The following is a 21,722-nucleotide window of genomic DNA, read 5'->3' on the forward strand; positions in this document are numbered from 1 at the left end:
ATGCATAAAAAAGTCCTGTTTTTTGTGACAGAGTTTCCGACACTCTCCGAAACATTTATTTTAAACCAAATGACAGGAGCTATCGATTTAGGCCACGATATCACGATTTTGGCGCTGAAAAAAGGCAATACGACGCAGATGCACGCGGATGTGACGGCGTACGGGTTACTAGATAAAGTTGTGTATGTCGATTTGCCTGATCAAAAAGGAAAGCGCGTATGGCAAGGAATCGCTTGCGGTATCCAACATCCAATTCGGACGGCGCGCCTGTTAAACACGAAGAAATATGGCAGGGTTACGAAGTCGCTACAACCCGTTTTAGTCGCGCAAAAAGTACCGAAACAAGCGTTTGATCTCGTTATTGCGCATTATGGGAACGTCGGTTTAGTCGCCAGCATTTTACAAGATCAAGGCGTATTATCAGGAAGATTGCTGACGTTTTTCCACGGATACGATGTGACGCGGACAATCAAGCTAAAAGGAGCTGCGTTTTATCAATTTCTATTTAGCTCCGATACCGTTCTTTTACCAATTAGCGATTTCTGGGCACAACGATTAATTCATCTAGGCGCAGAAAAAGAGAAAGTGCACGTCCATCACATGGGCATTGATACACAAACATTCCAGATGCAAACACTGAAAGCAACACAACCGACATTGCAGCTACTGCTCGTGGCACGTTTGACAGAGAAAAAAGGTATTCCTGATGCGATTCATGCCGTTCAATTTTTACAAAGTCAGGGAATAGATACCGTATTGCATATCGTTGGTGATGGAGAAGATCGCGTTGCCTTAGAGGAGATGGTGAAGCAACTTGGGCTCCAAAATCAGGTCCAATTCCACGGCTTTTTAAATCAAGCGCAGGTGAAAGAACAATTTAACGCGAGCGATATTTTCATTTTACCGAGTGTTGTCGCGCAAGATGGGGATATGGAAGGGATTCCGGTTTCTCTGATGGAGGCGATGGCGCAAGGAAAACCCGTGATTTCAACGATTCATAGCGGTATCCCAGAGCTCGTGATACACGGTGAAACAGGTTTTCTAGTGCCTGAAAGAGATGCGAAAGCCCTGAGCCAAGCCATTATCGATTATCTCCACTTAACAGAAGCTCAAAAAGCCGAGATTGTAACAAACGCACGACAAAAAGTAATAGCAGAATTTGATATACACCGTTTAAATCATGTCTTATTTCAGGATGGAGCGTGAGGAGTGATGGGAAAACTCAACAAACAAGAGCAACGTCAGCTATTAGATCATTATTTTCTTTCGACGACGGAGGCACTTGCCATTTTGCGCATCTCCAAACAAAATTTTTATTCGCTTATTCATCGGGATAAAATTACAAAAGTAAAAAAAGATGGTGCTGTGCTATTTTTTAAAGAAGAAATTTTGGCACGGGCCCATGCACAAAACCAATTACGCCAAAAATATCGTCCGTATGATTTTAACTAATCCCCATTGGAACGAGGAGGTCAAACTAGTGAGGAACACCATTTTAGTAACAGGTGGCGCAGGATTTATCGGGAGCCACTTAGTAGAAACATTGGCCAAAAAGGAAACGAGTACTATCGTAGTTTTTGATAACTTAAGTACTGGATGTCTCGAGAATATACCAAATCAGAGCAACGTGCAGTTTATCCAAGGAAATGTGCATCATGAGGCCGATATCGCGCACTTATTTCGCTCGTTTTCGTTTGACTATATTTATCATTTGGCCGCGGTTGCGAGTGTTGCAGAATCTGTTCAACAGCCACTCGCGACGCACCAAGTGAATATGGGTGCCACGATTTATTTGTTAGAAGCAGCCAGGGCCCAAGAAAAAACGGTTCGTAAATTTATTTTTGCCTCATCAGCCGCGGTTTATGGTGCAGAACCAACGTTGCCAAAAACGGAAAATTCTGTTATTGATCCAATTACGCCTTACGGTATCGATAAATATGCATCTGAAAAATACGTGACATCTTACGGGCATTTATACGGTTTAAATGTTGCAGTTGCGCGCTTTTTCAATGTATATGGACCGCGTCAGAACCCCGCGTCGCCGTACTCTGGTGTGTTATCGATTTTAACGGAAGTAGCGCAGCAAGTGAAACAAGGGAAAACGGGATTATTTCAAGTATTTGGCGATGGAGAACAAGTGCGTGATTTCGTGTTCGTCGAAGATATCGTGCAGGGCTTGATTTTACTGAGCACAAAAGCGGAAAGCCAGGCAAACGCATTTAACATCGGTTCTGGTGAAAAACATTCGCTTCGTGACATCATCGCTGCGTATGAAACGTTGCTAGATATGGTCATTCCGGTAGCTTATCGGGAAGCGCGCGCAGGGGATATTAAATATTCGTACGCTTCCATTGAAAAAATAACAAAACTCGGTTATCGACCAAAGTTTTCGATCATTCAAGGTTTAGAAAAATATATGGCGTGGATGAATTAAGATAGAGTTCTGCCTTGGTTAATCATTTCGTTTGCGATATACTTTAAGAAATGAGAAGAAAAAGGTGGCGCATAGTATGGTAGAAATTAGTGGTTTAGCGACGGGTTTATTGCAGGAGAATTGTTATGTGATTTCGGATGAGAAGCATTGTTTGATTGTTGATCCGGGAAGTGACGCGGAAAATATCATTGCAAAAGTGGAGGAAACAGGGACGAAGCCGGTCGCGATTTTGTTGACGCATTGTCATTACGATCATATCGGGGCGCTTGAGGAGATTCGGGGGCATTATGGGGTGCCCGTTTATGTGAGTCCGCTGGAGCAGGAATGGCTTGGGAATCCGGAGTTGAATGGCTCGGTTGGGATGTCGCAGTATAGCAACAAGGAAATTATTTGTGTGCCTGCGGAGAACGAGTTTCAGATGGGGGAATATTCTATAGAAGGATTTAATTTCCGTGTCGTGCCTACGCCGGGGCATTCGATTGGCAGTGTGAGCTTCATTTTCGATGATTTTGTGGTCGTTGGGGACGCGTTATTTAAAGGAAGTATCGGGCGTTCGGACTTGTATACGGGCGATTTTGATACGCTGATTGAAAGCATTACGAGCCAGTTGTTGGTATTGCCAGAGGAGACGCGTGTTTATGCGGGACATGGGGACGAAACGACGATTGGCCATGAAAAAGCGACAAATCCATATTTAACGTGAAGGGGACGGGTAAAATGAGAATTAATTTAGCGAGTGTTTTTGTAGATGATCAGGACAAGGCGTTACGATTTTACACGGAAATTCTAGGATTTGTTAAAAAAGAGGATGTGCCAATAACCGAGAAGTTTCGCTGGATTACGGTGGTCTCAAAAGAGGAGCCAGATGGTGTGGAGTTGGTTTTAGAGCCAGATGAGAACCCTGCGGTGGGGCCTTTTAAGACGTCGCTTTATTCGCAGGGAATTCCGTTTACGTCGTTTGCGGTGGATGATGTCTATGAGGAACATGAGCGGTTGCGGGCGCTTGGTGTTGTGTTTACGAAGGATCCGGTATCGCACGGACAGGTGACGCTTGCAGTTTTCGATGATACGTGTGGGAATTTGATTCAGATCATGCAGATGAACGAGGCGGCGTAGCGTCATGGGACTGTATTTGGAGTTTCCAGCGCTAGATAAGGATTTTCCGATGCGGAGTTTTACGAATGAGGGTGGCGTGATTGTGTATCCTCACTGGCACAAGGAGATTGAGCTGATTTACGTGATTGAGGGGCGGTTGAACCTTGGCGTGAATGATGTGCCGATTCAGATGGCAGAAGGCGAGATTTATGTGATTAATGGCGGCGATGTGCATTATTTTTTGGCATCGCCGAACAGTGAGCGGATTGTGCTGCAGTTTGACTTGAATGTTTTCCAGGAATTTTCGTTGACGGAGGACGAGGGCAAGCGGTTGCGCGATTTGTTTTTGCATGTATCGCCGTCGAGTGCGGATTGGGACCCGGATGTGGCGCAGCAGGTTGCGGGACTTTTGCAGGTGATTCATCGGGAGAGTTCGCAGCGCAAGGCGGGTTATCGCTATGTTGTGAAGGCGAAATTGTACGAGATGCTGGCGGTTTTGGAGCGGGATGTGCCAAGGCTTGTGCGTGATTCTGCGGAGGACGCGACGAGTAAATCACAGGAAACGCTTGAAAAATTGCAGCAGATTTTTGCGTACGTCGAGGAGCATTATCAGGAGACGATTACGTTGCAGCAGGTCGCGGATCATGTCGGGTTTAGTTCGTATTATTTCACGAAGCTTTTCAAGCGCAATATGGGGATTACATTTATGACGTTTGTAAACGATTACCGACTCAGTAAGGCGAAGTGGATTTTGCTAAACGAGGAGACGCCGGTGACAGAAGTGGCTGAGCTGGCAGGGTTTAGTAGTGTGAAGACGTTTCATCATGCCTTTAAGCGTGCGATGGGTGTGTCGCCGCTCAAATATAGGAGGACAATATTCGGGAATAAGTAAGCAATAAAGTAGGAAGAAAAACCTCGGTTTGTTTTGTATCATGGAGATAATAAAACAAATGGAGGTTTTTTGATGACTTTAAAAATTGGAATTATAGGTTGTGGCGGTATTGCAAATGGGAAACATATGCCGAGTTTGGCGAGTGTAGCAGAAGCAGAAATGGTCGCGTTTTGTGATATCGTAGTGGAACGTGCAGAGAAAGCGAAAGTGGATTTCGGGACACCGAATGCAAGCGTATACACAGATTATAAGGAGTTACTGACAGATAAAACGATTGATGTGATTCACGTTTGTACACCGAATATTTCACACGCGGAGATTTCGATTGCGGCGATGGAAGCTGGGAAACACGTGATGTGCGAGAAACCAATGGCGAAAACAACGGCGGAGGCGCAAGCGATGATTGATGCCAGCGTGAAAACTGGGAAGAAATTGACGATTGGGTATCAAAACCGGTTCCGGAAAGATTCGCAATTTTTGCATGAGGTTTGTGAGAATAACGAATTGGGCGAGATTTATTATGCGAAGGCAAAAGCGATTCGTCGTCGCGCGGTTCCTACTTGGGGTGTGTTCTTGGATGAGGAGGCGCAAGGTGGTGGCCCGTTGATCGATATTGGGACGCATGCGCTTGATTTGACGCTTTGGATGATGGACAATTATAAGCCGAAATATGTGGTTGGAAACGCGTATCATAAGTTATCGCAACGTGCGAATGCGGCGAACGCGTGGGGACCTTGGGATCCATCGAAGTTTACCGTGGAGGACTCGGCGTTTGGCTTCATCACGATGGAAAATGGGGCGACGATTGTGCTTGAGTCGAGCTGGGCGCTGAATACGCTGGATGTTGGTGAGGCGAAGACATCGCTTTGCGGGACGGAAGGCGGCGCGGATATGGAGAACGGTTTGCGGATTAATGGTGAGTCGCATAGCCAAATGTACGAGACGGAAATTCAGTTGGAAGCGGGCGGCGTTGACTTTTATGATGGCGCAGGTGATGATCCGGCGGAACTTGAGGCGCAGCAATGGATTGATAGTATTCTGAATGGGACGGATCCTGTTGTGAAACCGGAGCAGGCGCTTGTGGTGACGCAAATTTTAGAGGCGATTTATGAGTCGTCGCAAACGGGACAACCGGTATTTTTCCAATGACGACGCCAATCGCGATTCAGTTGTGGAGTGTGCAGGACGCGTGTCAGGAGGATTTTTTCGGGACGCTTAGGCACCTTGCTGAGATGGGCTATGATGGCGTGGAATTCGCGGGTTATTATGATAAGTCGGCGGCAGATTTGAAGGCGAAATTGGCGGAACTCGGGCTTGGGATTGCGGGCTCGCATATTCCGTATGAACGGTTGCGCGATGAGCTGGACACTGTGATTGCTTTTGAAAAAGAGCTTGGAAATGACTACCTCGTTTGTCCTTATGCGCAGTTCGAGACGGAGGCGGAATGGATTGAATTCGCGAAGTCGCTACGTGTGATTTCCGACAAAATTCGCGCGGCTGGCCTGCATTTTGTGTATCATAACCATGCGCATGAATTTGAAAAGCTGGGCAACGATTACATTTTAGACGTGTTATTAGCGGGGGTGCATGGCTTGGAAGTCGAGCTGGATACGTATTGGGTGCATCATGCGGGCGTTGACGTTGTGCCATATATGGAGCGTTGGGCGGACCGGATGCCGTTGATTCATTTAAAAGATATGAAACGCGCGCCAATCGAAAGCACGGAAATCGGCAACGGTGTATTGGCTGTGAGACGTTTCGCAGAACTCGCAGAACAAAACGGCGTAAAATGGTTCGTGATTGAGCAAGAAGCATTTGAAAAGGCGCCGCTTGTGAGTGTAGAAATTGGATTGAAGAATTTAAGAAAGATGGTGGGCAAATAATGACGAAGGTAACGGTTTGGAATGAATTTCGCCACGAAAAAGAGAGCGAAGAAGTTGCCGCGATTTATCCAGATGGCATTCACGGTCAAATTGCGAGCTTTTTAAAAACAGCAGGACTCGATGTTAAAACGGCGACGCTAGACGAGCCAGAACACGGCTTGACGGAGGCAGTTTTGGCGGATACAGATGTCCTTGTTTGGTGGGGACACATTGCGCATGACCAGGTCGACGAGGAAATCGTGAATCGCGTTCATAAGCGAATTTTGGAAGGCATGGGCTTGGTTGTATTGCACTCAGGACACATGTCAAAAATTTTCATGAAGTTGATGGGGACGAGCTGCGATTTAAAATGGCGTGAGGCGGACGAGAAAGAGCGGCTTTGGGTCGTGGCGCCGAATCACCCAATCACAGACGGCGTTCCGGAATATATTGACCTGGAAAAAGAGGAGATGTACGGCGAGCATTTCGATGTACCAGCTCCCGAGGAATTGATTTTCATTAGTTGGTTCGAAGGCGGGCACGTATTCCGCAGTGGCGCCACGTATAAGCGCGGCAACGGCAAGATTTTCTACTTCCAGCCGGGCCACGAAACGTATCCAACCTACCATAACGAAGCCATTCAAAAAGTGATCACAAACGGCGTGAACTGGTGTGCCCCGACTTCTTGGGTGTACCCGAAATACGGTAACGCAGAACCATTAGAAAAGATCGGAGGAAAATAACATGAAATTAGGCGTATTTACACCACTATTTGCAAATTTAAGTTTGGACGAAATGCTTGATAAAGTAGCAGCGGCGGGGCTTGGCGCAGTTGAGATTGGCTCAGGCGGGAATCCTGGAAACCATCATTGCCCAACCGATGAATTACTCGCAAGCGAAGAAGCACGTTTGGCATACTTGAAGAAATTTGACGATCGCGGTTTGATGATCAGTGCGTTTAGTTGCCATGATAATCCGATTTCACCAGATCCAGAAGAAGCGCGCGCCGCCGATGAAATTTTGCGAAAAACGATTCGTTTGGCGTCGATGATGGGCGTACCAGTCGTGAACACGTTCTCAGGGACAGCGGGTGACAGTGACGAAGCGAAAGCTCCGAACTGGCCAGTAGCGCCTTGGCCAACGGTTTACAGCGATATCAAAAAATGGCAATGGGAAGAAAAACTAATCCCGTATTGGAAAGAAATTGGGCGCTTAGCAGAAGAATACGACGTCAAAATTGGCATCGAACTGCACGGCGGATTCCTCGTTCACACGCCACACACGCTCTTAGAATTACGCACAGCAACGAGTCCAGCAATCGGCGCGAACCTTGATCCAAGCCATCTCTGGTGGCAAGGCATCGATCCCGTCGGCGCCATCAAGATTCTCGGCAAAGAAGGCGCGATTCACCATTTCCACGCGAAAGACACGTACCTCGACCAAGACAACATCAACCGCTACGGCCTGCTCGATATGCAACCGTACGGCGATGTCCAAACACGCGCATGGACGTTCCGCTCAGTCGGTTGCGGGCACAGCGTGAAAGAATGGTCCGACATGATGAGTGCCCTGCGCACGTACGGCTATGACTACGTTGTCAGCATCGAGCACGAAGATCCACTGATGTCGATTGACGAAGGCTTCCAGCGCGCCGTGACCAATTTGCAAACGATTTTAATTAACGATGAACCGCTAGATATGTGGTGGGCATAATGAAAAATTTAGTTATCATAGGTTTTGGCGGTATGGGAACGTATCATGTCGAACTCGTTGGCGCAGCAAGCGGAATCACGGTCACCGGTGTCTACGATATTGCACCCGATCGCATCCAAGCAGCCACGGAAAAAGGCCTCGAAACGTATCCGAGTTTTGAAGCCGTACTTGCCGATGAAAAAGTAGACGCCGTCCTTATCGCGACACCAAACGACAGCCATAAGGATTTGGCAATAAAAGCACTAGAAGCTGGCAAACACGTAGTCTGTGAAAAACCAGTCACGATAACGAGTGCCGATTTAGAAGCGATCCTTACCGTTGCAAAAAAAGAAAACCGAACATTCATGGTTCACCAAAACAGACGCTGGGATTCCGACTTCCTAATCATACGCGACATGGTTCAAAAAGAAGCCAAAATCGGCAATGTATTCCACGTCGAATCCCGCGTACAAGGCGCGAACGGCATCCCCGGCGATTGGCGACACCTCAAAGCACAAGGCGGCGGCATGGTCCTCGATTGGGGCGTGCACTTACTCGACCAACTCCTATTCATGACCGACAGCAAAATCAAGACCGTGTCAGCGAGCTTGAGCTTCATTCTAGGCGATGAAGTCGATGACGGGTTCACAAGCTTCATCACCTTCGAAAACGGCGTCACAGCCCTCATCGAAGTCGGCACAACCAATTACGTCAAACTGCCACGCTGGTACGTCAAAGGCACAGAAGGCACGGCGGTCATCCAAGACTGGGATTTAAGCGGCGAAATCGTAGCCCCAGACCGCACCGTTGCAAAAGTAGAACCAAAACCAATCCAAGCAGGTCAAGGCCTCACAAAAACAATGGCGCCACCATCCGAAGAATCCACAACAAGAAGCGCGATCGAAAAAGTAGCGCCAGACATGCCAGGTTTCTACGATAGTTTTGCAGCAGTCCTAAAGGGCGAAGCAGAACCCATCGTCAAAAATGAGGAAATCCACCGCGTTCTCCGTCTCATCGAAGCCATTTTCGAAGCAGGCGAGCAGAATAAAGTCGTCGATTTCCAAGAATAAATCAGCAAGTAAAGACTCAATCACTTGCGAATATCCGCATAATATACTATACTTACCTTATTCAAAATCAGTACGCCCGATAAGGGGAGTAGCAGTATAGCAATGTCGTCAGTACGGGATAAAACCCCGGCATTGTTAGCAATTTTTGTCGATTGTTTGCGAGACCTTACGTTTATTCGTGAGGTCTTTTTCTTGCGCTTAAACGGCGAAGTAGCTCAGGCAAGTTGATGCGAACAATCTAGTCAAAACAGGAGGAAAACCATTGAAGAAATTACTTTTTTTCGTGATGTCGATGATGCTCGTTTTTTCACCACTGGGCACCGTGACATACAACACAATCATGCCGTCAAAATATGAACAAGTAAGTGAGGCACACGCAAAAGGCTACCGCTCACCAAGCCGATCTTACCGACCAAATAACAACCAAATCAAACGAAACAACAACAGCACGACAAACAAAGCAACAAACAACCAAGCCGCAAAAAAATCTAATCGTGGCTTCTGGAGCGGCCTAATGTTCGGTGGCTTAGCCGGTCTACTATTCGGTAGTATGCTCGGCAATATGGGTGCATTCGGCGATATTTTAGCCCTGATTATCAACGTTATCGCGATTATTGTCATCATCCGCCTATTAATCTACCTCTTCCAGAAATGGCGCAACCGCAATAATCCGAAGCCACAAGCGAACGTTTTCGATCACCAAGGAACGACAAATGCGACGCAAGAAACTGGAAATAGCAGCATCGTTCTTGACGAAGGTAACATTTCCAACGCGGTCATCCACTTCTTCACACACGAAAAAGGCCTGCAACTAGAAGATGTAGAAGTTATTTTGACATACGACGACCAAAAAGGTTTCGGCGCAGATGTCATGAAAAACAACACACTCGTTCAGGCGTTAGACCATTTTTCACTGATTCAAGCCATCCGTTACTGGGCAACGAAAGAAGCCCATTTCGATCCAAACTGTGGCTTAGAATTACGATTCTCTGAAACAGAGGGAATTACTGCTATTGTCACTGAATAAAACGAGGAAGCGTCTTTTGTGGGCGCTTCTTTTCTATGTAGTAATGCTAACGGGAATATTGCAAAAATACCGCGAAGCAATGATTTGTACCTAGGTTTTTCCGCCCTTTTTGCCAATTTAAAAGTAAGCGCTTTCTAGGTCTATACGCGTGCGTTTGGATACAAAGTATGAAAAATGTAATATATAGTCTAAAAATTTCCCTTCAATTGTCTCATTTCGTATAATAAAAGAGAAGATATGAGGAGGGATTGCAATGTTGTTTGAGGATATGGAAAAGTATGATTATGAACAGGTTGTTTTTTGTCACGATAAGGCTTCAGGATTAAAAGCGATTATCGCGATTCACGATACAACGCTCGGCCCAGCGCTTGGTGGATGCCGGATGTGGCCTTATGAAACAGAGGAAGAGGCGCTTCAGGATGTTCTTCGCTTGGCTCGTGGCATGACATATAAAAATGCGGCTGCTGGACTTCACCTTGGCGGCGGGAAAACAGTTATTATTGGCGATCCGAAGAAGGATAAATCAGACGCAATGTTCCGCGCGCTGGGACGCTATGTGGAGCGGTTAAACGGAAGCTATATTATTGCAGAAGACGTTGGTATCACAGTGGCAGACATGGATTTAGTACATGAAGAGACGAAACACGTGACGGGAATTTCCGAGCGCTTCGGTTCATCTGGAAATCCGAGTCCGATGACGGCATTTGGCGTTTACAGCGCGATGAGACGCACAGCCTTAGAAGTTTTTGGAACAGATTCATTAGCCGATAAAACTATCGCGGTGCAAGGTGTTGGGAATGTGGCGTTTGCGCTGTGCCGGTTGTTGCATGAAGATGGTGCGAACCTTATCGTGACGGACATTAATACCGAGGCTGTCAATCGTGCTGTGACGCAGTTTGGAGCGAAAGCAGTGGCGCCTGCAGATATTTATGATGTCGAAGCGGATATTTTTGCCCCATGCGCACTTGGCGGAATTTTGAACGATGAAACGATTCCTAAGTTAAAAGTTGCGGCCGTTTGTGGTAGCGCTAACAATCAGCTTTTGGACGCAACGAAACACGGTGACATGCTGGCAAACGCAGGCATCCTTTACGCGCCAGATTACATTGTCAACGCTGGCGGAGTCATCAATATCGCCGACGAACTGAACACTTATAACGAAGCACGCGCACAAAAGAAAATCGGTGAAATTTTCGATCAGATTGGAAAAGTATTTGACATCGCGAAAATGGAGCAAGTCACGCCGGCAGAAGCAGCGAACCGCATGGTGGAAAATCGGATGGAAGCAGCCAAAACGAGCAAAATCAGCTAAGTCTATTATTTTTTAGAACCTTCCAAATATGGTATAGTAGAGGCAGTACATATCGATTTGGAGGGAAAAGGAATGAAGAAACCATTATCACTGTATTTTGTGCGTCACGGTCAAACGTATTTGAATAAATATGAGAAAATGCAAGGTTGGGCAGATTCACCATTAACTCCCGAGGGAACAGAAATTGTGAAGGCGAGCGGTCGAGGCCTTGCGGACACGGAGTTTGTGGCGGCTTACTCGAGTGATTTACACCGCACGATTGCAACAGCCGAACTTATTTTAAAAGAAAATAAACATGGCTTTGGTTTGACGCTAGAGCCACGCAGTGAATTCCGCGAGACCTTTTTTGGATCTTTTGAAGGCGATGCCAGTGCGATGACGTGGGATCTCGTTGCTAAAAAGATGGGATTTGCGTCGAAAGCGGAACTTTACGCCAAGGCAAATGTGCGCGAGACGATGAATGGTACGAAAGTCGCGGATCCGACCCATGATGCAGAGGATTTTATGACGTTTTGGAATCGTGTCGAGCAAGGCTTCCTGCATGTCGTTAATGCGCATCGGGAAACAGGCGGAAATGTGCTTATAGTGGCGCACGGCAATACGATTCGCAACATTGTCCACGAATTAGAACCAAGCGTGAAAGCCGATTTTGTGTTAGATAATGCGAGTGTCACGGTCTTAACCTACGAAAATGGCCTATTCAAAATTGAACGTTTGAACGATACGTCTCATTTTATTGAGAATGCGTAATACAATTCAAAAAGCTAGCACTTACGCTGAAAATGTAAGTGCTAGCTTTCTTTTTTTGCGGTTATCCAAAACTAATATTAATAATACCAAGCGCGAGCATACCCAATAAAATTAGCGATGTGACGGTAATATGCCAGGCTTTATACATCACGATAATCGCAATAAACTCCCGCATCAGCGCATTTGGCAAATAATACAGCGCAGTTTTGGAGCTAATGCCCTGACTTTTTAATCCAGCTTTTCGTGCATACAGGCTAGCCCGAAATAGATGGAAATTATTTGTAACAAAGATGCTGCGATGCTTCGGTTTTAAGTCATCCATCAACGTTTTCGAAAAGCGCATATTTTGCAATGTATTGACAGACAAATCTTCCATTAAAACGTGTTCTTCCGGAATCCCTTTATCAAGAAGGTAGTTTTTCATCGCGAAAGCTTCAGATACGAGCTCGTTAGGGCCTTGGCCACCAGACACGATAATCTGTGGTGCAAATTTCTTCGCCGCCTGTTTGTAATAAAAAACCATAGCTCGATCTAACCGGCTAGCAAGCAGTGGAGGCACTCTCGTTCCATCGATTAGTCCGCTTCCCAGTACAATAATGAAATCCTGCTTTAAGCGCGGACGATTGTACTGATAAATATAAGAAGAAAGCAGGAAACTGATGAGTAGGAACGAAAAATAACCTAAAATCAAGAATAGCGCGGTAAAAAAGATACTTAGCCAAACCGAGTCGAAAATCGTGATTTGTAAAATGAGTAAGACGATGAGCGCAAGAATCATGATTCCAACGAATAACGTGAGCAAATTCGGTATTTTACGACCTTCGCGTTTCACCATGAGCCGCCCATTATACACTAATCCAATGCCCAACCCAATAATGAGAAAAGGCGAAAGGGCCAGAATCAAGAAGAACACACCGATGACGATAAGCGCGATAAGGTTGCTATCCGTTGACATTAAACCATAGGCCACAGCAAGGATGGTGAAAAATAACGCGAATGTGAGAAAAATCCCGTTGCTCACTCTCCGTTTGTCAATAATGAATAGAATCAAAAATAAAAGAATAAAAAATCCTGCGATATAAGCTAGTACCATAATTATAACCTCTTTTCTATATCTCCAACTCTAGTATACTGGGTATGCTTTCAGAAAGGCAAGTCCATTTTTTTGTAGTTGATCAATTTAGCAATATTAACTGGGTAATTGCTCCATTTATGCCGAATTTGTGAACAAATCGCTAATTGGATTGAGTTCCTGTATTTTTTATGATAGATTTAGACTATAAAAGAGAGCGAGGGAATTTTTATATGAAAATGAAAAAGCTTACATTGTTAGTTTTAACCTTAGTTATGGGACTAGTCCTAGTGGCGTGTGGGAGTACACCACAGGAAAAATTCACGAAAAGTGTGGAAAAAACATCGGAACCTGCGGATCAATCGACATCCACAATCGGATTTAAGATTGATGAATTGCCGGCTACTTTAAAAGCAGACCAAAGCGCGGCGATGTTAGAAGGTTTATCTGTCAAAATGACGGTTGCCAATGACCAAAAAGCACAAAAATCTGCGGCGACAATTGCAGTCAAGACGGCAGGATTAGTCAATATCGATGCGACACTTGATTTATTAGTAGACTCGAAAGCCGAAAAAGTATATTTCCCATTAAGCGATTTATACGACGATAAAGGCAATTTAACCACATTACTTGACCAATTAACAAGCGGCATGTTCTCACAAATTAAGGAAGATAATCCAGATTTAGCAACGAAATACGTGGAGCTGACAGAAGTCGCGAAAGATTTAACGGACGAAAAAGCGAAAAAAGAAGCCGCAAACACGAAAGAAGTCGAGAAAGCAACGAAAGATTTGAACAAAAAAGTTACCAAAACTGTCACGGATTATTTCAATAGCTTACCAGAGGATCGTTTCAAAGAGGGCGATGATGGCGAGTTAACCGTGGAATTAACGAAAACAGATATTACGAAATTAGCGAATCAATTAGTGAAATTAGCTGATGACAAAGATGTGAAAGCGGATTTGAAAGTCATCGTGACATCACAAGGCGTTTCAGAGGAAGACTTTGATAAGCAATATGAATCAGCTGTGAAATCAGTCAAAGATGCCATTAAAGATTTAGAAGATGAGAAAAACGCGAAGATTACGATTGACGCGACAATCAAACCTGGCAAAGACGACTCGATTGAAAACATGACGATGAAAGTGAAGCTTACTGATACCAAAGACAAGGACAAACCTGAAACAATGGCCTTTACTATCACGATGAAAACAACAGATTCAGCAAAACTTCCAAAATTCCCAGCAGCATCTGATGTGATTTCTACAACGGAATTACAAAAGATTATTGAGGAAGCAACATCTAGTTACTATGAGTCGTTATATGGCGATGCTTTAACAGGTACGGATACAGACGAAGTACAATAAATAGCATAAAAAACGAGATGTCCTAAAAACTGGGCATCTCGTTTTTTATGCAAGAAAATAATGTTAAGTGCAGGTTATCAAATATTTTTCAGGGGATAGCCAAAATTTGGACTTTGTTTAGAACATACTTAGCGAGTATTGCTGACCAGTCCTATTTTTTATGGTATGATATGTACAGAAAATGATAAAAAAGGTGAAGCGATGAATTATAAAATAGAAACAACAAATGAATCAATCACGCGTGAATTAGCGAAGAAAATTGGCACCAAACTGCAATCTGGCGATGTTCTTTTGCTAGAAGGGGACCTCGGAGCGGGGAAAACCACGTTTACAAAAGGACTCGCGGAAGGTCTGGAGATACCGCAAATGGTCAAGAGCCCGACGTTTACCATTGTTCGTGAATATACAAAAGGACGCTTGCCGCTTTACCATATGGATGTTTACCGGTTGGAAGATGCGGAAGATGATCTCGGACTGGATGAATATTTCCAAGGGAATGGTGTTTCCGTTGTGGAATGGGCCCACTTTATCGAACGGGATCTTCCGGATAAATATATACGCATCACCTTGAAGCATGTCGCAGAAAACGAGCGTACGCTTGAAATAGAGCCAGTTGGAGCACGATACGAAGCACTTTGTTCGGAGGTTTTTGGAGAATGATAATACTTGGGATAGATACGTCGAATGATACACTGGGCGTTAGCATATGGCGCGACGGCAAGGTAATAGGAGAATTCGTCACCAATTTGAAAAAAAATCACAGCGTTCGATTATTGCCGGCGATTGCGGAGTTAATGAAGGAATGCGATGTGACACCGCAAGCGTTGACGAAAATCGCGATCGCGGAAGGACCGGGTTCCTATACAGGCCTTCGAATCGGAGTGACAGTCGCAAAAACGATGGCTTGGGACTTACAAATTCCGCTCGTTGGTGTTTCAAGTCTAGTCCTGATGGCGCAAAATGGGCGCTTTTTTGATGGGCTGATTATACCAATCATGGATGCGCGTCGTGGCAATGTGTACGCGGGCATTTACAAAAAAGAAGCAGCAGGACTCGCGACACTAAAACCGGATCAGCATGTTAGTTTTGAGGATTTACTGGCGGGTCTGGACGCGAAATCGGATGTGCTTTTCATCGGGGACGGCGCAGTACATTTTCAAGAAGAAATCACAGGACAACTCGGAGCGCGTGCAACGATTGCTGAGGCAGCACTTTGCTATCCACGACCCGCTTTTCTTGGCGAATTAGCGCAACATAAAGACGGCGTTCCAGCGCATTCTTTTGTCCCAACTTACCTGAAACTCGCGGAAGCAGAAAGCAAGTGGCTCGAGGCGAACAAACATGACTGAGGTTACTTTTCGCCAAGCTACCATTGCCGATGTCAAAAGCCTACTCCGCATCGAAAACGCCGTATTCAGCTCCCCGTGGACCGAGAAAGCGTTTCGAAATGAGTTTTACACGAATCAGTATGCGCACTATATTGTCGCGGAGCAGGAGGAGGCGATTATCGGATATGCCGGTGTCTGGATGATTTTGGATGAAGGGCATATTACCAATGTCGCAATCCATCCCAATCAACAAGGAAACGGCTACGGTCGGGCGCTACTGGCAGAACTAATCCACATCGCCCAAGAAAATAACGTGACAAAAATAACACTTGAAGTTCGCATATCAAACACAAAAGCACAACAACTATATCAAAAATTTGGATTCAAAAATGGCGCGATTCGGAAAAAATACTATCCGGATAATCAAGAAGACGCGCTAGTTATGTGGGTGGAATTATGACAAAAGATATCTTAATACTCGGCATCGAATCAAGTTGTGATGAAACCGCAGCATCCGTCGTCAAAAACGGTACAGAAATGCTGTCGAACGTCATCGCATCACAAATCGAGAGCCACAAACGGTTTGGCGGCGTTGTTCCAGAAATCGCTTCCCGTCATCATGTCGAACAAATCACAATCGTATTAGAAGAAGCATTAACCCAGGCAGGCGTCACGATGAACGATATCGATGCCATTGCTGTTACAGAAGGACCAGGACTCGTAGGCGCACTCCTCATTGGAGTCAACGCAGCCAAAACACTGGCGTTCATTCACAATAAACCACTCATCGGCGTTCATCACATCGCAGGCCACATCTACGCAAACCGCTTCGAAACCGAAATGACATTCCCGCTCCTATCCCTCGTCGTGAGCGGCGGACATACCGAACTCGTCGTCATGCACGAGCACGGCAAATTCGAAATCATCGGCGAAACACGAGATGACGCAGCAGGTGAAGCATACGACAAAGTAGCGCGAACACTCGGTTTAACCTATCCAGGCGGCGTCCAAATCGACCGTTTAGCAGCAACCGGAGAAGACACATTCCATTTTCCGCGCGCAATGATGAACGAAACCGATTACGACTTTAGTTTTAGCGGACTGAAATCTTCCTTCATCAACACCGTCCACAACCTACGTCAAAAAGAAATGCCAATCAATGAAGCCGATTTAGCCGCGAGTTTCCAAGCAAGCGTTGTCGATGTCCTCGTGGCAAAAACAATCCGCGCGGCAAAAGAATTCAACGTGACGCAACTCCTTCTAGCAGGTGGCGTTGCAGCGAATCAAGGCCTCCGAGAACGCCTCATCAAGGAAACCGCAAAAGAAATTCCGGATGTCCAGCTCATCATCCCGCCACTGTCTCTATGCGGCGACAACGCAGCGATGATTGCAGCAGCTGGAACCGTCCTATTTGAAAAAGGAATCTACGGCGATTTAACGATGAACGCAAGTCCCGGCCTACTTTTTGAAGATACGTATTAAGCGAAAACGAGTCTCATTCTGCCCTTTTAAAATAGGAATAGAATGAGACTCGTCTTTTGGTTGGAATGGTGGTATAATACGTCCATGTTGTATAGCGTTTAAGAGGAGGATACATATGGAAAGAAAAGATAAAATTAGGATTGGTCTGGCGATTGGGACGCTCGGCATTGTCTATGGAGACATCGGGACATCACCTCTATACGTTATGAAGTCGATTGTCGCGAGTAATGGCGGGCTAAATCACGTATCGGAGGACTATATTATCGGCTCCTTATCGCTCATTTTTTGGACGCTAACGTTGCTTACGACAATCAAATACGTCATCATTGCGTTGCGAGCAGATAATCACGGCGAGGGTGGTATATTTTCACTATACGCCTTGGTCAGGAAACGCGGTAAATGGCTCGTTATTCCCGCGATGATCGGTGGGGCAGCCCTACTCGCAGACGGCGTCTTGACACCAGCCGTCACCGTAACATCCGCGATTGAAGGATTAGAAGAAATTCCAGCCTTTGACGCACTATTCACTGGAAACACCACACTTATTATCACAATTGTTATCGTTATTCTTAGCGGTATTTTCTTTATGCAACGCTACGGAACCATGTTTATCGGGCGTATTTTCGGCCCAACGATGTTTCTCTGGTTTTCCATTTTAGGCGTGTTAGGCATTATCAATATTTTGGGCGACTTATCCATTTTCCGAGCATTTTCGCCATATTATGCCGTAGAATTACTTTTCAGCGATCAAAATAAAGCCGGCTTCCTCATCCTTGGTAGCGTATTCCTAGCCACGACAGGAGCCGAAGCCTTATATTCCGATTTAGGACACGTCGGCCGTAAAAACATCTACATCACATGGCCATTCGTCAAAGTATGCCTACTACTCAACTATTTCGGACAGGGCGCTTGGATTATCTCACTTAAAAATGCCGATGACCCATTCGTGAATCCATTTTTCCAAAGTATGCCAGAATCGTTCATCATGTACGGCGTATTAATCGCGACCCTGGCTGCTATCATCGCCTCACAATCCCTGATAACAGGGGCTTACACGCTCGTTTCTGAAGCCATCGCACTGAATTTATTACCGCGCCTAAGCATCCGTTATCCATCTGAGACGAAAGGACAAGTCTACATTCCAACAGTCACAACGGTTCTCTGGCTTGCCTGCGTAGGAGTCGTGCTCTATTTCCAAGACTCGACCCACATGGAAGCAGCGTACGGCCTATCCATCACCGTCACGATGCTGATGACGACGGTACTCCTTTTCCAATTCTTATTACGAAAAGGGTTCTCGAAACTCGTCACGACAGCGATTCTTATGACATTTGGCGTTCTCGAATTCGCCTTTTTCATCTCAAGCGCCGCGAAATTCATGCACGGAGGCTTTGTCGCCGTTGTCATGGCCGTTGCCATCATGGCGCTCATGTACATCTGGTTCAGCGGTTACCAACTAAAAACGAAACTAGTGAAAAACGTTTCCCTGAAAAAATTCGTACCGATGCTTGCCAAATTAAAAGTCGATACAGCCTATCCAAAATTTGCGCATAATCTGGTTTACCTGACGAGTAGCCGTAACCCATATCGCGTCGAACATGAAGTCATGGCTTCGATTCTCGATAAACGTCCCAAGCGCGCCGATGTCTATTGGTTCGTGAACGTTCAAGTGGTCGATGGGCCTTACGCCGCGTATTATACGGTCGAAAGTTTTGACAGTGATTTCGTGGTTCGCGTGCAATTGAAACTAGGTTTTCGCGTCGAGCAAGATATCAACGTGTTCCTCCAACAAATCGCGAAAGACCTCATTTCCAAAGGCGCACTCGACCAGCAAAAACGGAAATATACAGCGAAGAACGGCCGAACACTCGGCGATTTCTGCTTCGTTATCGTAAAAGACGAGCTGAGCACCGAGGCCGATCTAACGAATTGGCAACGCGTCATCATGCGGAGTAAACTGTTCATAAAGCGATTCACCACCTCACCAGAAAATTGGTTTGGCCTAGAGTACAGCGACGTTCAAATAGAAAATGTCCCACTATACCTCTCCAAGAAAAAAGTCGTGAAAATTCGCGAGTGGAGTTAAAAAACGGGGTTGGGACATAACTCCAAACAAGATAAAATCGCCTTACCCTTCATTTTTGGGTAAGATGAAAATATTGCTTTACACAAATCGAGCGAAAGCGTTTGTATTCAGGGGATTTGGTGGAAGCCGGAAGCGGAGCATACTGGTGTATGTGATGACTGAAAGCAGGGAGAGGGTAGTTTCCTCGACCATGCAAGAAGTTAAACGTAGCAAGTATTGCGTAGCAGAACCGGAAGTCCGCCAAATCCCCTGAATGCGAGCGCTTGTCGCCGATTTATTTGCCTTATGCACCAGACACGTTTTTTGCTATTCTTCCAGTTCCTCACTCAAAATCGTCCATTCCTCCATCAAATTCTCACTCGATTGTTTCAGAAGGTCTAGCTGCTCCGTCCGTTCATAAGCAGCTTCATGATTTTGATAAACCGCCGGATCTAACAATTCCTGCTCAATCTCACTAATTTTGAGGTCCGTTTCTTCCATCCGCGTCTCGATTTCGTCCAATTTACGCTTCTTCTGACGCATCACTTTTTGCTGTTCCTTGTCCAAATGATACGCCTGTTTGTTCGTTGCTAATTGCTTCTCCTCAGGATTCGTCTGTTGTTTTTGCAACGCATCAAGCCGTGCATGTTCTTTTTGCTCCGCGATTTTATCCTGATAGTAATCATAATCGCCGAGGTAAACCTGCGCGCGCGTCGGGTGCATTTCGACAATTTTCGAGGCAATTCGATTGATAAAATACCGATCATGCGACACAAACAAAATCGTCCCTTCAAAATCAATCAACGCAGCCTCGAGAACTTCCTTGCTCTCAATATCCAAATGGTTTGTCGGCTCATCCAGAATCAGTAAATTAGCGCCAATCAACGTCAATTTTGCGAGGGCAACACGCGCTTTTTCGCCACCACTAAGCGTATTGACCACCTTCAAAACATCATCATCGGAAAATAAAAAATTCCCTAGTGTTGTGCGAATCGCTTGTTCATTCAGATCAGGATAATCATCCCAAAGCTCATGCAAAATCGATTTATTGGAATCCAGTTTCGCCTGTTCTTGATCATAATAACCAATCTGAACGTTGGTACCAAAGCGATATTCACCAGAAAGTGCCGGAATGTCCCCAATCAATGTTTTTAGCAACGTGGATTTCCCGATCCCGTTTGGCCCAACAAGCGCAATACTTTCATGCCGCTTCATATCGAAAGTTAGCTTTTCCGAAACCCGTTTATCGACAGCATAACCAATCGCCAAATCCTCCACAAAGAGCACATCCTTGCCACTAGAACGGTCAAATTGGAAACCAAAATGCGCCGTCTTTTCACTGCCTTGCGGACGGTCCAGCCGATCTAATTTCTCCAACTGTTTTCGGCGACTCTGCGCGCGTTTCGTCGTCGAAGCCCGAACAATATTCCGCGCCACAAAGTCCTCCAATTTCGCGATTTTCTCCTGTTGTTTATCGAATTCCTTCCATTGCTGCTCCAATTTTGCCTGCTTCTGAACGAGGTAACGCGAATAATTCCCAACGTAGCGATCAATCTGCGTGCGACTAATTTCGTACACTTGATTCACCACTTTATCCAAGAAATACCGGTCATGCGAAACGATGAGTAGCGCGCCTTTGTAATTCTGCAAATAGGACTCAAGCCAAGAAAGCGTCGCGATGTCCAGATGGTTTGTCGGCTCATCGAGAATCAGAATATCATGTCGCGCCAGAAGTAGTTTTGCCAAAGCAAGCCGCGTTTTTTGGCCACCACTAAGCGACGCAATCAGTTTCTCATAATCCGCCTCGAAAAAACGCAAACCGTGCAAGACCGAGCGAATATCCGCCTCATATTGGTATCCACCTTGTTCCTTAAACGCGTGCTGCAACGAATCGTATTCCTTCATTGTTTGCTCGTACTGCTCCTTGTTCTCATAAATAGCAGGGTCGCCAAGCCGTTCCTCAAGCGCGCGTAAATCTTGCTCCATCGCCCGAAGCCCTGTGAAAACATCCAGCATTTCATTCCAAATCGTTTTCGAAGACTCAAGGCCAGTATTTTGCGCCAAATAGCCAATCTGGACATGCTTCGGCTTTGAAATCGTGCCGCTATCATAACTAATCTGCCCAGCAATAATTTTCAAAAGCGTCGATTTCCCCGCACCATTCCGACCAACCAGCGCAATCCGATCATTCGTCTGCACTTCTAATTTTATATTTTCTAATATCGTTTCAGCGCCAAAATTTTTGACAATCTGTTGTACTTGTAAAAGTATCAT

General features: G+C 45.6%; 22 protein-coding genes. 20 read left to right on the forward strand and 2 right to left on the reverse strand.

The window, feature by feature from the left end; all coding sequences use genetic code 11:
• The 14 genes from EP58_RS16155 to EP58_RS16220 all read left to right on the forward strand — a co-directional run bounded on the left by EP58_RS16155 (position 1) and on the right by EP58_RS16220 (position 12,134).
• Positions 1–1,206 (forward strand): glycosyltransferase, encoded by a 1,206-nt coding sequence (locus EP58_RS16155; protein WP_036094987.1) that lies wholly within the window; start codon positions 1–3, stop codon positions 1,204–1,206.
• 6 nt (positions 1,207–1,212) lie between these two features.
• Positions 1,213–1,452 (forward strand): helix-turn-helix domain-containing protein, encoded by a 240-nt coding sequence (locus EP58_RS16160; protein ID WP_036094904.1) that lies wholly within the window; start codon positions 1,213–1,215, stop codon positions 1,450–1,452.
• A gap of 28 nt (positions 1,453–1,480) precedes the next feature.
• On the forward strand, positions 1,481–2,434 hold the full coding sequence (locus EP58_RS16165) for a GDP-mannose 4,6-dehydratase (protein ID WP_036094905.1): 954 nt from the start codon (positions 1,481–1,483) through the stop codon (positions 2,432–2,434).
• 76 nt (positions 2,435–2,510) lie between these two features.
• Positions 2,511–3,137 (forward strand): MBL fold metallo-hydrolase, encoded by a 627-nt coding sequence (locus EP58_RS16170; protein WP_036094907.1) that lies wholly within the window; start codon positions 2,511–2,513, stop codon positions 3,135–3,137.
• A gap of 14 nt (positions 3,138–3,151) precedes the next feature.
• Positions 3,152–3,550, forward strand: a complete 399-nt coding sequence (locus EP58_RS16175) for a VOC family protein (RefSeq protein WP_036094909.1) — start codon at positions 3,152–3,154, stop codon at positions 3,548–3,550.
• A 4-nt stretch (positions 3,551–3,554) separates the two neighbouring features.
• Positions 3,555–4,421: an AraC family transcriptional regulator gene (locus EP58_RS16180; RefSeq protein ID WP_036094911.1), complete on the forward strand. Its 867-nt coding sequence runs from the start codon at positions 3,555–3,557 to the stop codon at positions 4,419–4,421.
• A gap of 72 nt (positions 4,422–4,493) precedes the next feature.
• On the forward strand, positions 4,494–5,570 hold the full coding sequence (locus EP58_RS16185) for a Gfo/Idh/MocA family protein (RefSeq protein ID WP_036094912.1): 1,077 nt from the start codon (positions 4,494–4,496) through the stop codon (positions 5,568–5,570).
• Complete coding sequence (locus EP58_RS16190) at positions 5,567–6,304, forward strand: sugar phosphate isomerase/epimerase family protein (RefSeq protein WP_036094914.1); 738 nt, start codon at positions 5,567–5,569, stop codon at positions 6,302–6,304. The genes EP58_RS16185 and EP58_RS16190 overlap by 4 nt, the downstream gene beginning before the upstream one ends.
• The gene (locus EP58_RS16195; RefSeq protein ID WP_036094915.1) at positions 6,304–7,026 is read left to right on the forward strand and encodes a ThuA domain-containing protein; all 723 of its coding nucleotides are present in this window, start codon (positions 6,304–6,306) and stop codon (positions 7,024–7,026) included. The genes EP58_RS16190 and EP58_RS16195 overlap by 1 nt, the downstream gene beginning before the upstream one ends.
• Before the next feature lies 1 nt (position 7,027).
• Positions 7,028–7,996, forward strand: coding sequence for a sugar phosphate isomerase/epimerase family protein (locus tag EP58_RS16200; RefSeq protein ID WP_036094916.1), 969 nt, complete (start codon positions 7,028–7,030; stop codon positions 7,994–7,996).
• Entirely contained in the window at positions 7,996–9,045 is a 1,050-nt protein-coding gene (locus EP58_RS16205) for a Gfo/Idh/MocA family protein (protein WP_036094919.1), read from the forward strand. Before EP58_RS16200 ends, EP58_RS16205 begins: the two co-directional genes overlap by 1 nt.
• 262 nt (positions 9,046–9,307) lie before the next feature.
• Positions 9,308–10,072 (forward strand): DUF2653 family protein, encoded by a 765-nt coding sequence (locus EP58_RS16210; RefSeq protein ID WP_036094920.1) that lies wholly within the window; start codon positions 9,308–9,310, stop codon positions 10,070–10,072.
• A gap of 253 nt (positions 10,073–10,325) precedes the next feature.
• Positions 10,326–11,384, forward strand: coding sequence for a Glu/Leu/Phe/Val dehydrogenase dimerization domain-containing protein (locus EP58_RS16215; RefSeq protein WP_036094922.1), 1,059 nt, complete (start codon positions 10,326–10,328; stop codon positions 11,382–11,384).
• A 72-nt stretch (positions 11,385–11,456) separates the two neighbouring features.
• Complete coding sequence (locus EP58_RS16220; RefSeq protein WP_036094926.1) at positions 11,457–12,134, forward strand: histidine phosphatase family protein; 678 nt, start codon at positions 11,457–11,459, stop codon at positions 12,132–12,134.
• 61 nt (positions 12,135–12,195) lie between these two features.
• On the opposite strand, the gene EP58_RS16225 is transcribed toward EP58_RS16220, so the two are convergent.
• Positions 12,196–13,227 (reverse strand): YdcF family protein, encoded by a 1,032-nt coding sequence (locus tag EP58_RS16225; RefSeq protein ID WP_036094928.1) that lies wholly within the window; start codon positions 13,225–13,227, stop codon positions 12,196–12,198.
• Between the two features lie 212 nt (positions 13,228–13,439).
• Between EP58_RS16225 and EP58_RS16230 the strand changes: the two genes are divergently transcribed.
• From EP58_RS16230 to EP58_RS16255, 6 genes are all read left to right on the forward strand, one after another.
• Positions 13,440–14,573 carry an Lmo2079 family surface lipoprotein gene (locus tag EP58_RS16230; RefSeq protein ID WP_052171490.1) on the forward strand — a complete coding sequence of 378 codons (1,134 nt, stop codon included), beginning with the start codon at positions 13,440–13,442 and terminating at the stop codon, positions 14,571–14,573.
• Between the two features lie 201 nt (positions 14,574–14,774).
• Positions 14,775–15,233, forward strand: coding sequence for a tRNA (adenosine(37)-N6)-threonylcarbamoyltransferase complex ATPase subunit type 1 TsaE (gene tsaE, locus EP58_RS16235; protein WP_036094931.1), 459 nt, complete (start codon positions 14,775–14,777; stop codon positions 15,231–15,233).
• Positions 15,233–15,922, forward strand: a complete 690-nt coding sequence (gene tsaB, locus EP58_RS16240) for a tRNA (adenosine(37)-N6)-threonylcarbamoyltransferase complex dimerization subunit type 1 TsaB (RefSeq protein ID WP_241481030.1) — start codon at positions 15,233–15,235, stop codon at positions 15,920–15,922. The genes tsaE and tsaB overlap by 1 nt, the downstream gene beginning before the upstream one ends.
• The gene (gene rimI / locus EP58_RS16245; protein ID WP_036094935.1) at positions 15,915–16,361 is read left to right on the forward strand and encodes a ribosomal protein S18-alanine N-acetyltransferase; all 447 of its coding nucleotides are present in this window, start codon (positions 15,915–15,917) and stop codon (positions 16,359–16,361) included. Before tsaB ends, rimI begins: the two co-directional genes overlap by 8 nt.
• Positions 16,358–17,383 (forward strand): tRNA (adenosine(37)-N6)-threonylcarbamoyltransferase complex transferase subunit TsaD, encoded by a 1,026-nt coding sequence (tsaD, locus tag EP58_RS16250; protein WP_036094938.1) that lies wholly within the window; start codon positions 16,358–16,360, stop codon positions 17,381–17,383. Before rimI ends, tsaD begins: the two co-directional genes overlap by 4 nt.
• A gap of 115 nt (positions 17,384–17,498) precedes the next feature.
• Positions 17,499–19,469, forward strand: coding sequence for a KUP/HAK/KT family potassium transporter (locus EP58_RS16255; protein ID WP_036094939.1), 1,971 nt, complete (start codon positions 17,499–17,501; stop codon positions 19,467–19,469).
• A 306-nt stretch (positions 19,470–19,775) separates the two neighbouring features.
• Here the strand turns inward: EP58_RS16255 and EP58_RS16260 are convergent, their stop codons facing one another.
• Positions 19,776–21,722, reverse strand: coding sequence for an ABC-F family ATP-binding cassette domain-containing protein (locus tag EP58_RS16260; protein WP_036094940.1), 1,947 nt, complete (start codon positions 21,720–21,722; stop codon positions 19,776–19,778).

The organism is Paenilisteria newyorkensis (assembly GCF_000766145.1).
In the GTDB taxonomy this organism is placed as follows: Bacteria; Bacillota; Bacilli; order Lactobacillales; family Listeriaceae; genus Listeria_A; species Listeria_A newyorkensis.

Coding starts and splice junctions, on each gene's coding strand:
- EP58_RS16155 (WP_036094987.1), top strand. CDS start 1: ATGCATAAAAAAGTCCTGTTTTTTGTGACAGAGTTTCCGACACTCTCC.
- EP58_RS16160 (WP_036094904.1), top strand. CDS start 1,213: ATGGGAAAACTCAACAAACAAGAGCAACGTCAGCTATTAGATCATTAT.
- EP58_RS16170 (WP_036094907.1), top strand. CDS start 2,511: ATGGTAGAAATTAGTGGTTTAGCGACGGGTTTATTGCAGGAGAATTGT.
- EP58_RS16175 (WP_036094909.1), top strand. CDS start 3,152: ATGAGAATTAATTTAGCGAGTGTTTTTGTAGATGATCAGGACAAGGCG.
- EP58_RS16180 (WP_036094911.1), top strand. CDS start 3,555: ATGGGACTGTATTTGGAGTTTCCAGCGCTAGATAAGGATTTTCCGATG.
- EP58_RS16185 (WP_036094912.1), top strand. CDS start 4,494: ATGACTTTAAAAATTGGAATTATAGGTTGTGGCGGTATTGCAAATGGG.
- EP58_RS16190 (WP_036094914.1), top strand. CDS start 5,567: ATGACGACGCCAATCGCGATTCAGTTGTGGAGTGTGCAGGACGCGTGT.
- EP58_RS16195 (WP_036094915.1), top strand. CDS start 6,304: ATGACGAAGGTAACGGTTTGGAATGAATTTCGCCACGAAAAAGAGAGC.
- EP58_RS16200 (WP_036094916.1), top strand. CDS start 7,028: ATGAAATTAGGCGTATTTACACCACTATTTGCAAATTTAAGTTTGGAC.
- EP58_RS16205 (WP_036094919.1), top strand. CDS start 7,996: ATGAAAAATTTAGTTATCATAGGTTTTGGCGGTATGGGAACGTATCAT.
- EP58_RS16215 (WP_036094922.1), top strand. CDS start 10,326: ATGTTGTTTGAGGATATGGAAAAGTATGATTATGAACAGGTTGTTTTT.
- EP58_RS16220 (WP_036094926.1), top strand. CDS start 11,457: ATGAAGAAACCATTATCACTGTATTTTGTGCGTCACGGTCAAACGTAT.
- EP58_RS16225 (WP_036094928.1), bottom strand. CDS start 13,227: ATGGTACTAGCTTATATCGCAGGATTTTTTATTCTTTTATTTTTGATT.
- EP58_RS16230 (WP_052171490.1), top strand. CDS start 13,440: ATGAAAATGAAAAAGCTTACATTGTTAGTTTTAACCTTAGTTATGGGA.
- tsaE (WP_036094931.1), top strand. CDS start 14,775: ATGAATTATAAAATAGAAACAACAAATGAATCAATCACGCGTGAATTA.
- rimI (WP_036094935.1), top strand. CDS start 15,915: ATGACTGAGGTTACTTTTCGCCAAGCTACCATTGCCGATGTCAAAAGC.
- tsaD (WP_036094938.1), top strand. CDS start 16,358: ATGACAAAAGATATCTTAATACTCGGCATCGAATCAAGTTGTGATGAA.
- EP58_RS16255 (WP_036094939.1), top strand. CDS start 17,499: ATGGAAAGAAAAGATAAAATTAGGATTGGTCTGGCGATTGGGACGCTC.
- EP58_RS16260 (WP_036094940.1), bottom strand. CDS start 21,722: ATGATACTTTTACAAGTACAACAGATTGTCAAAAATTTTGGCGCTGAA.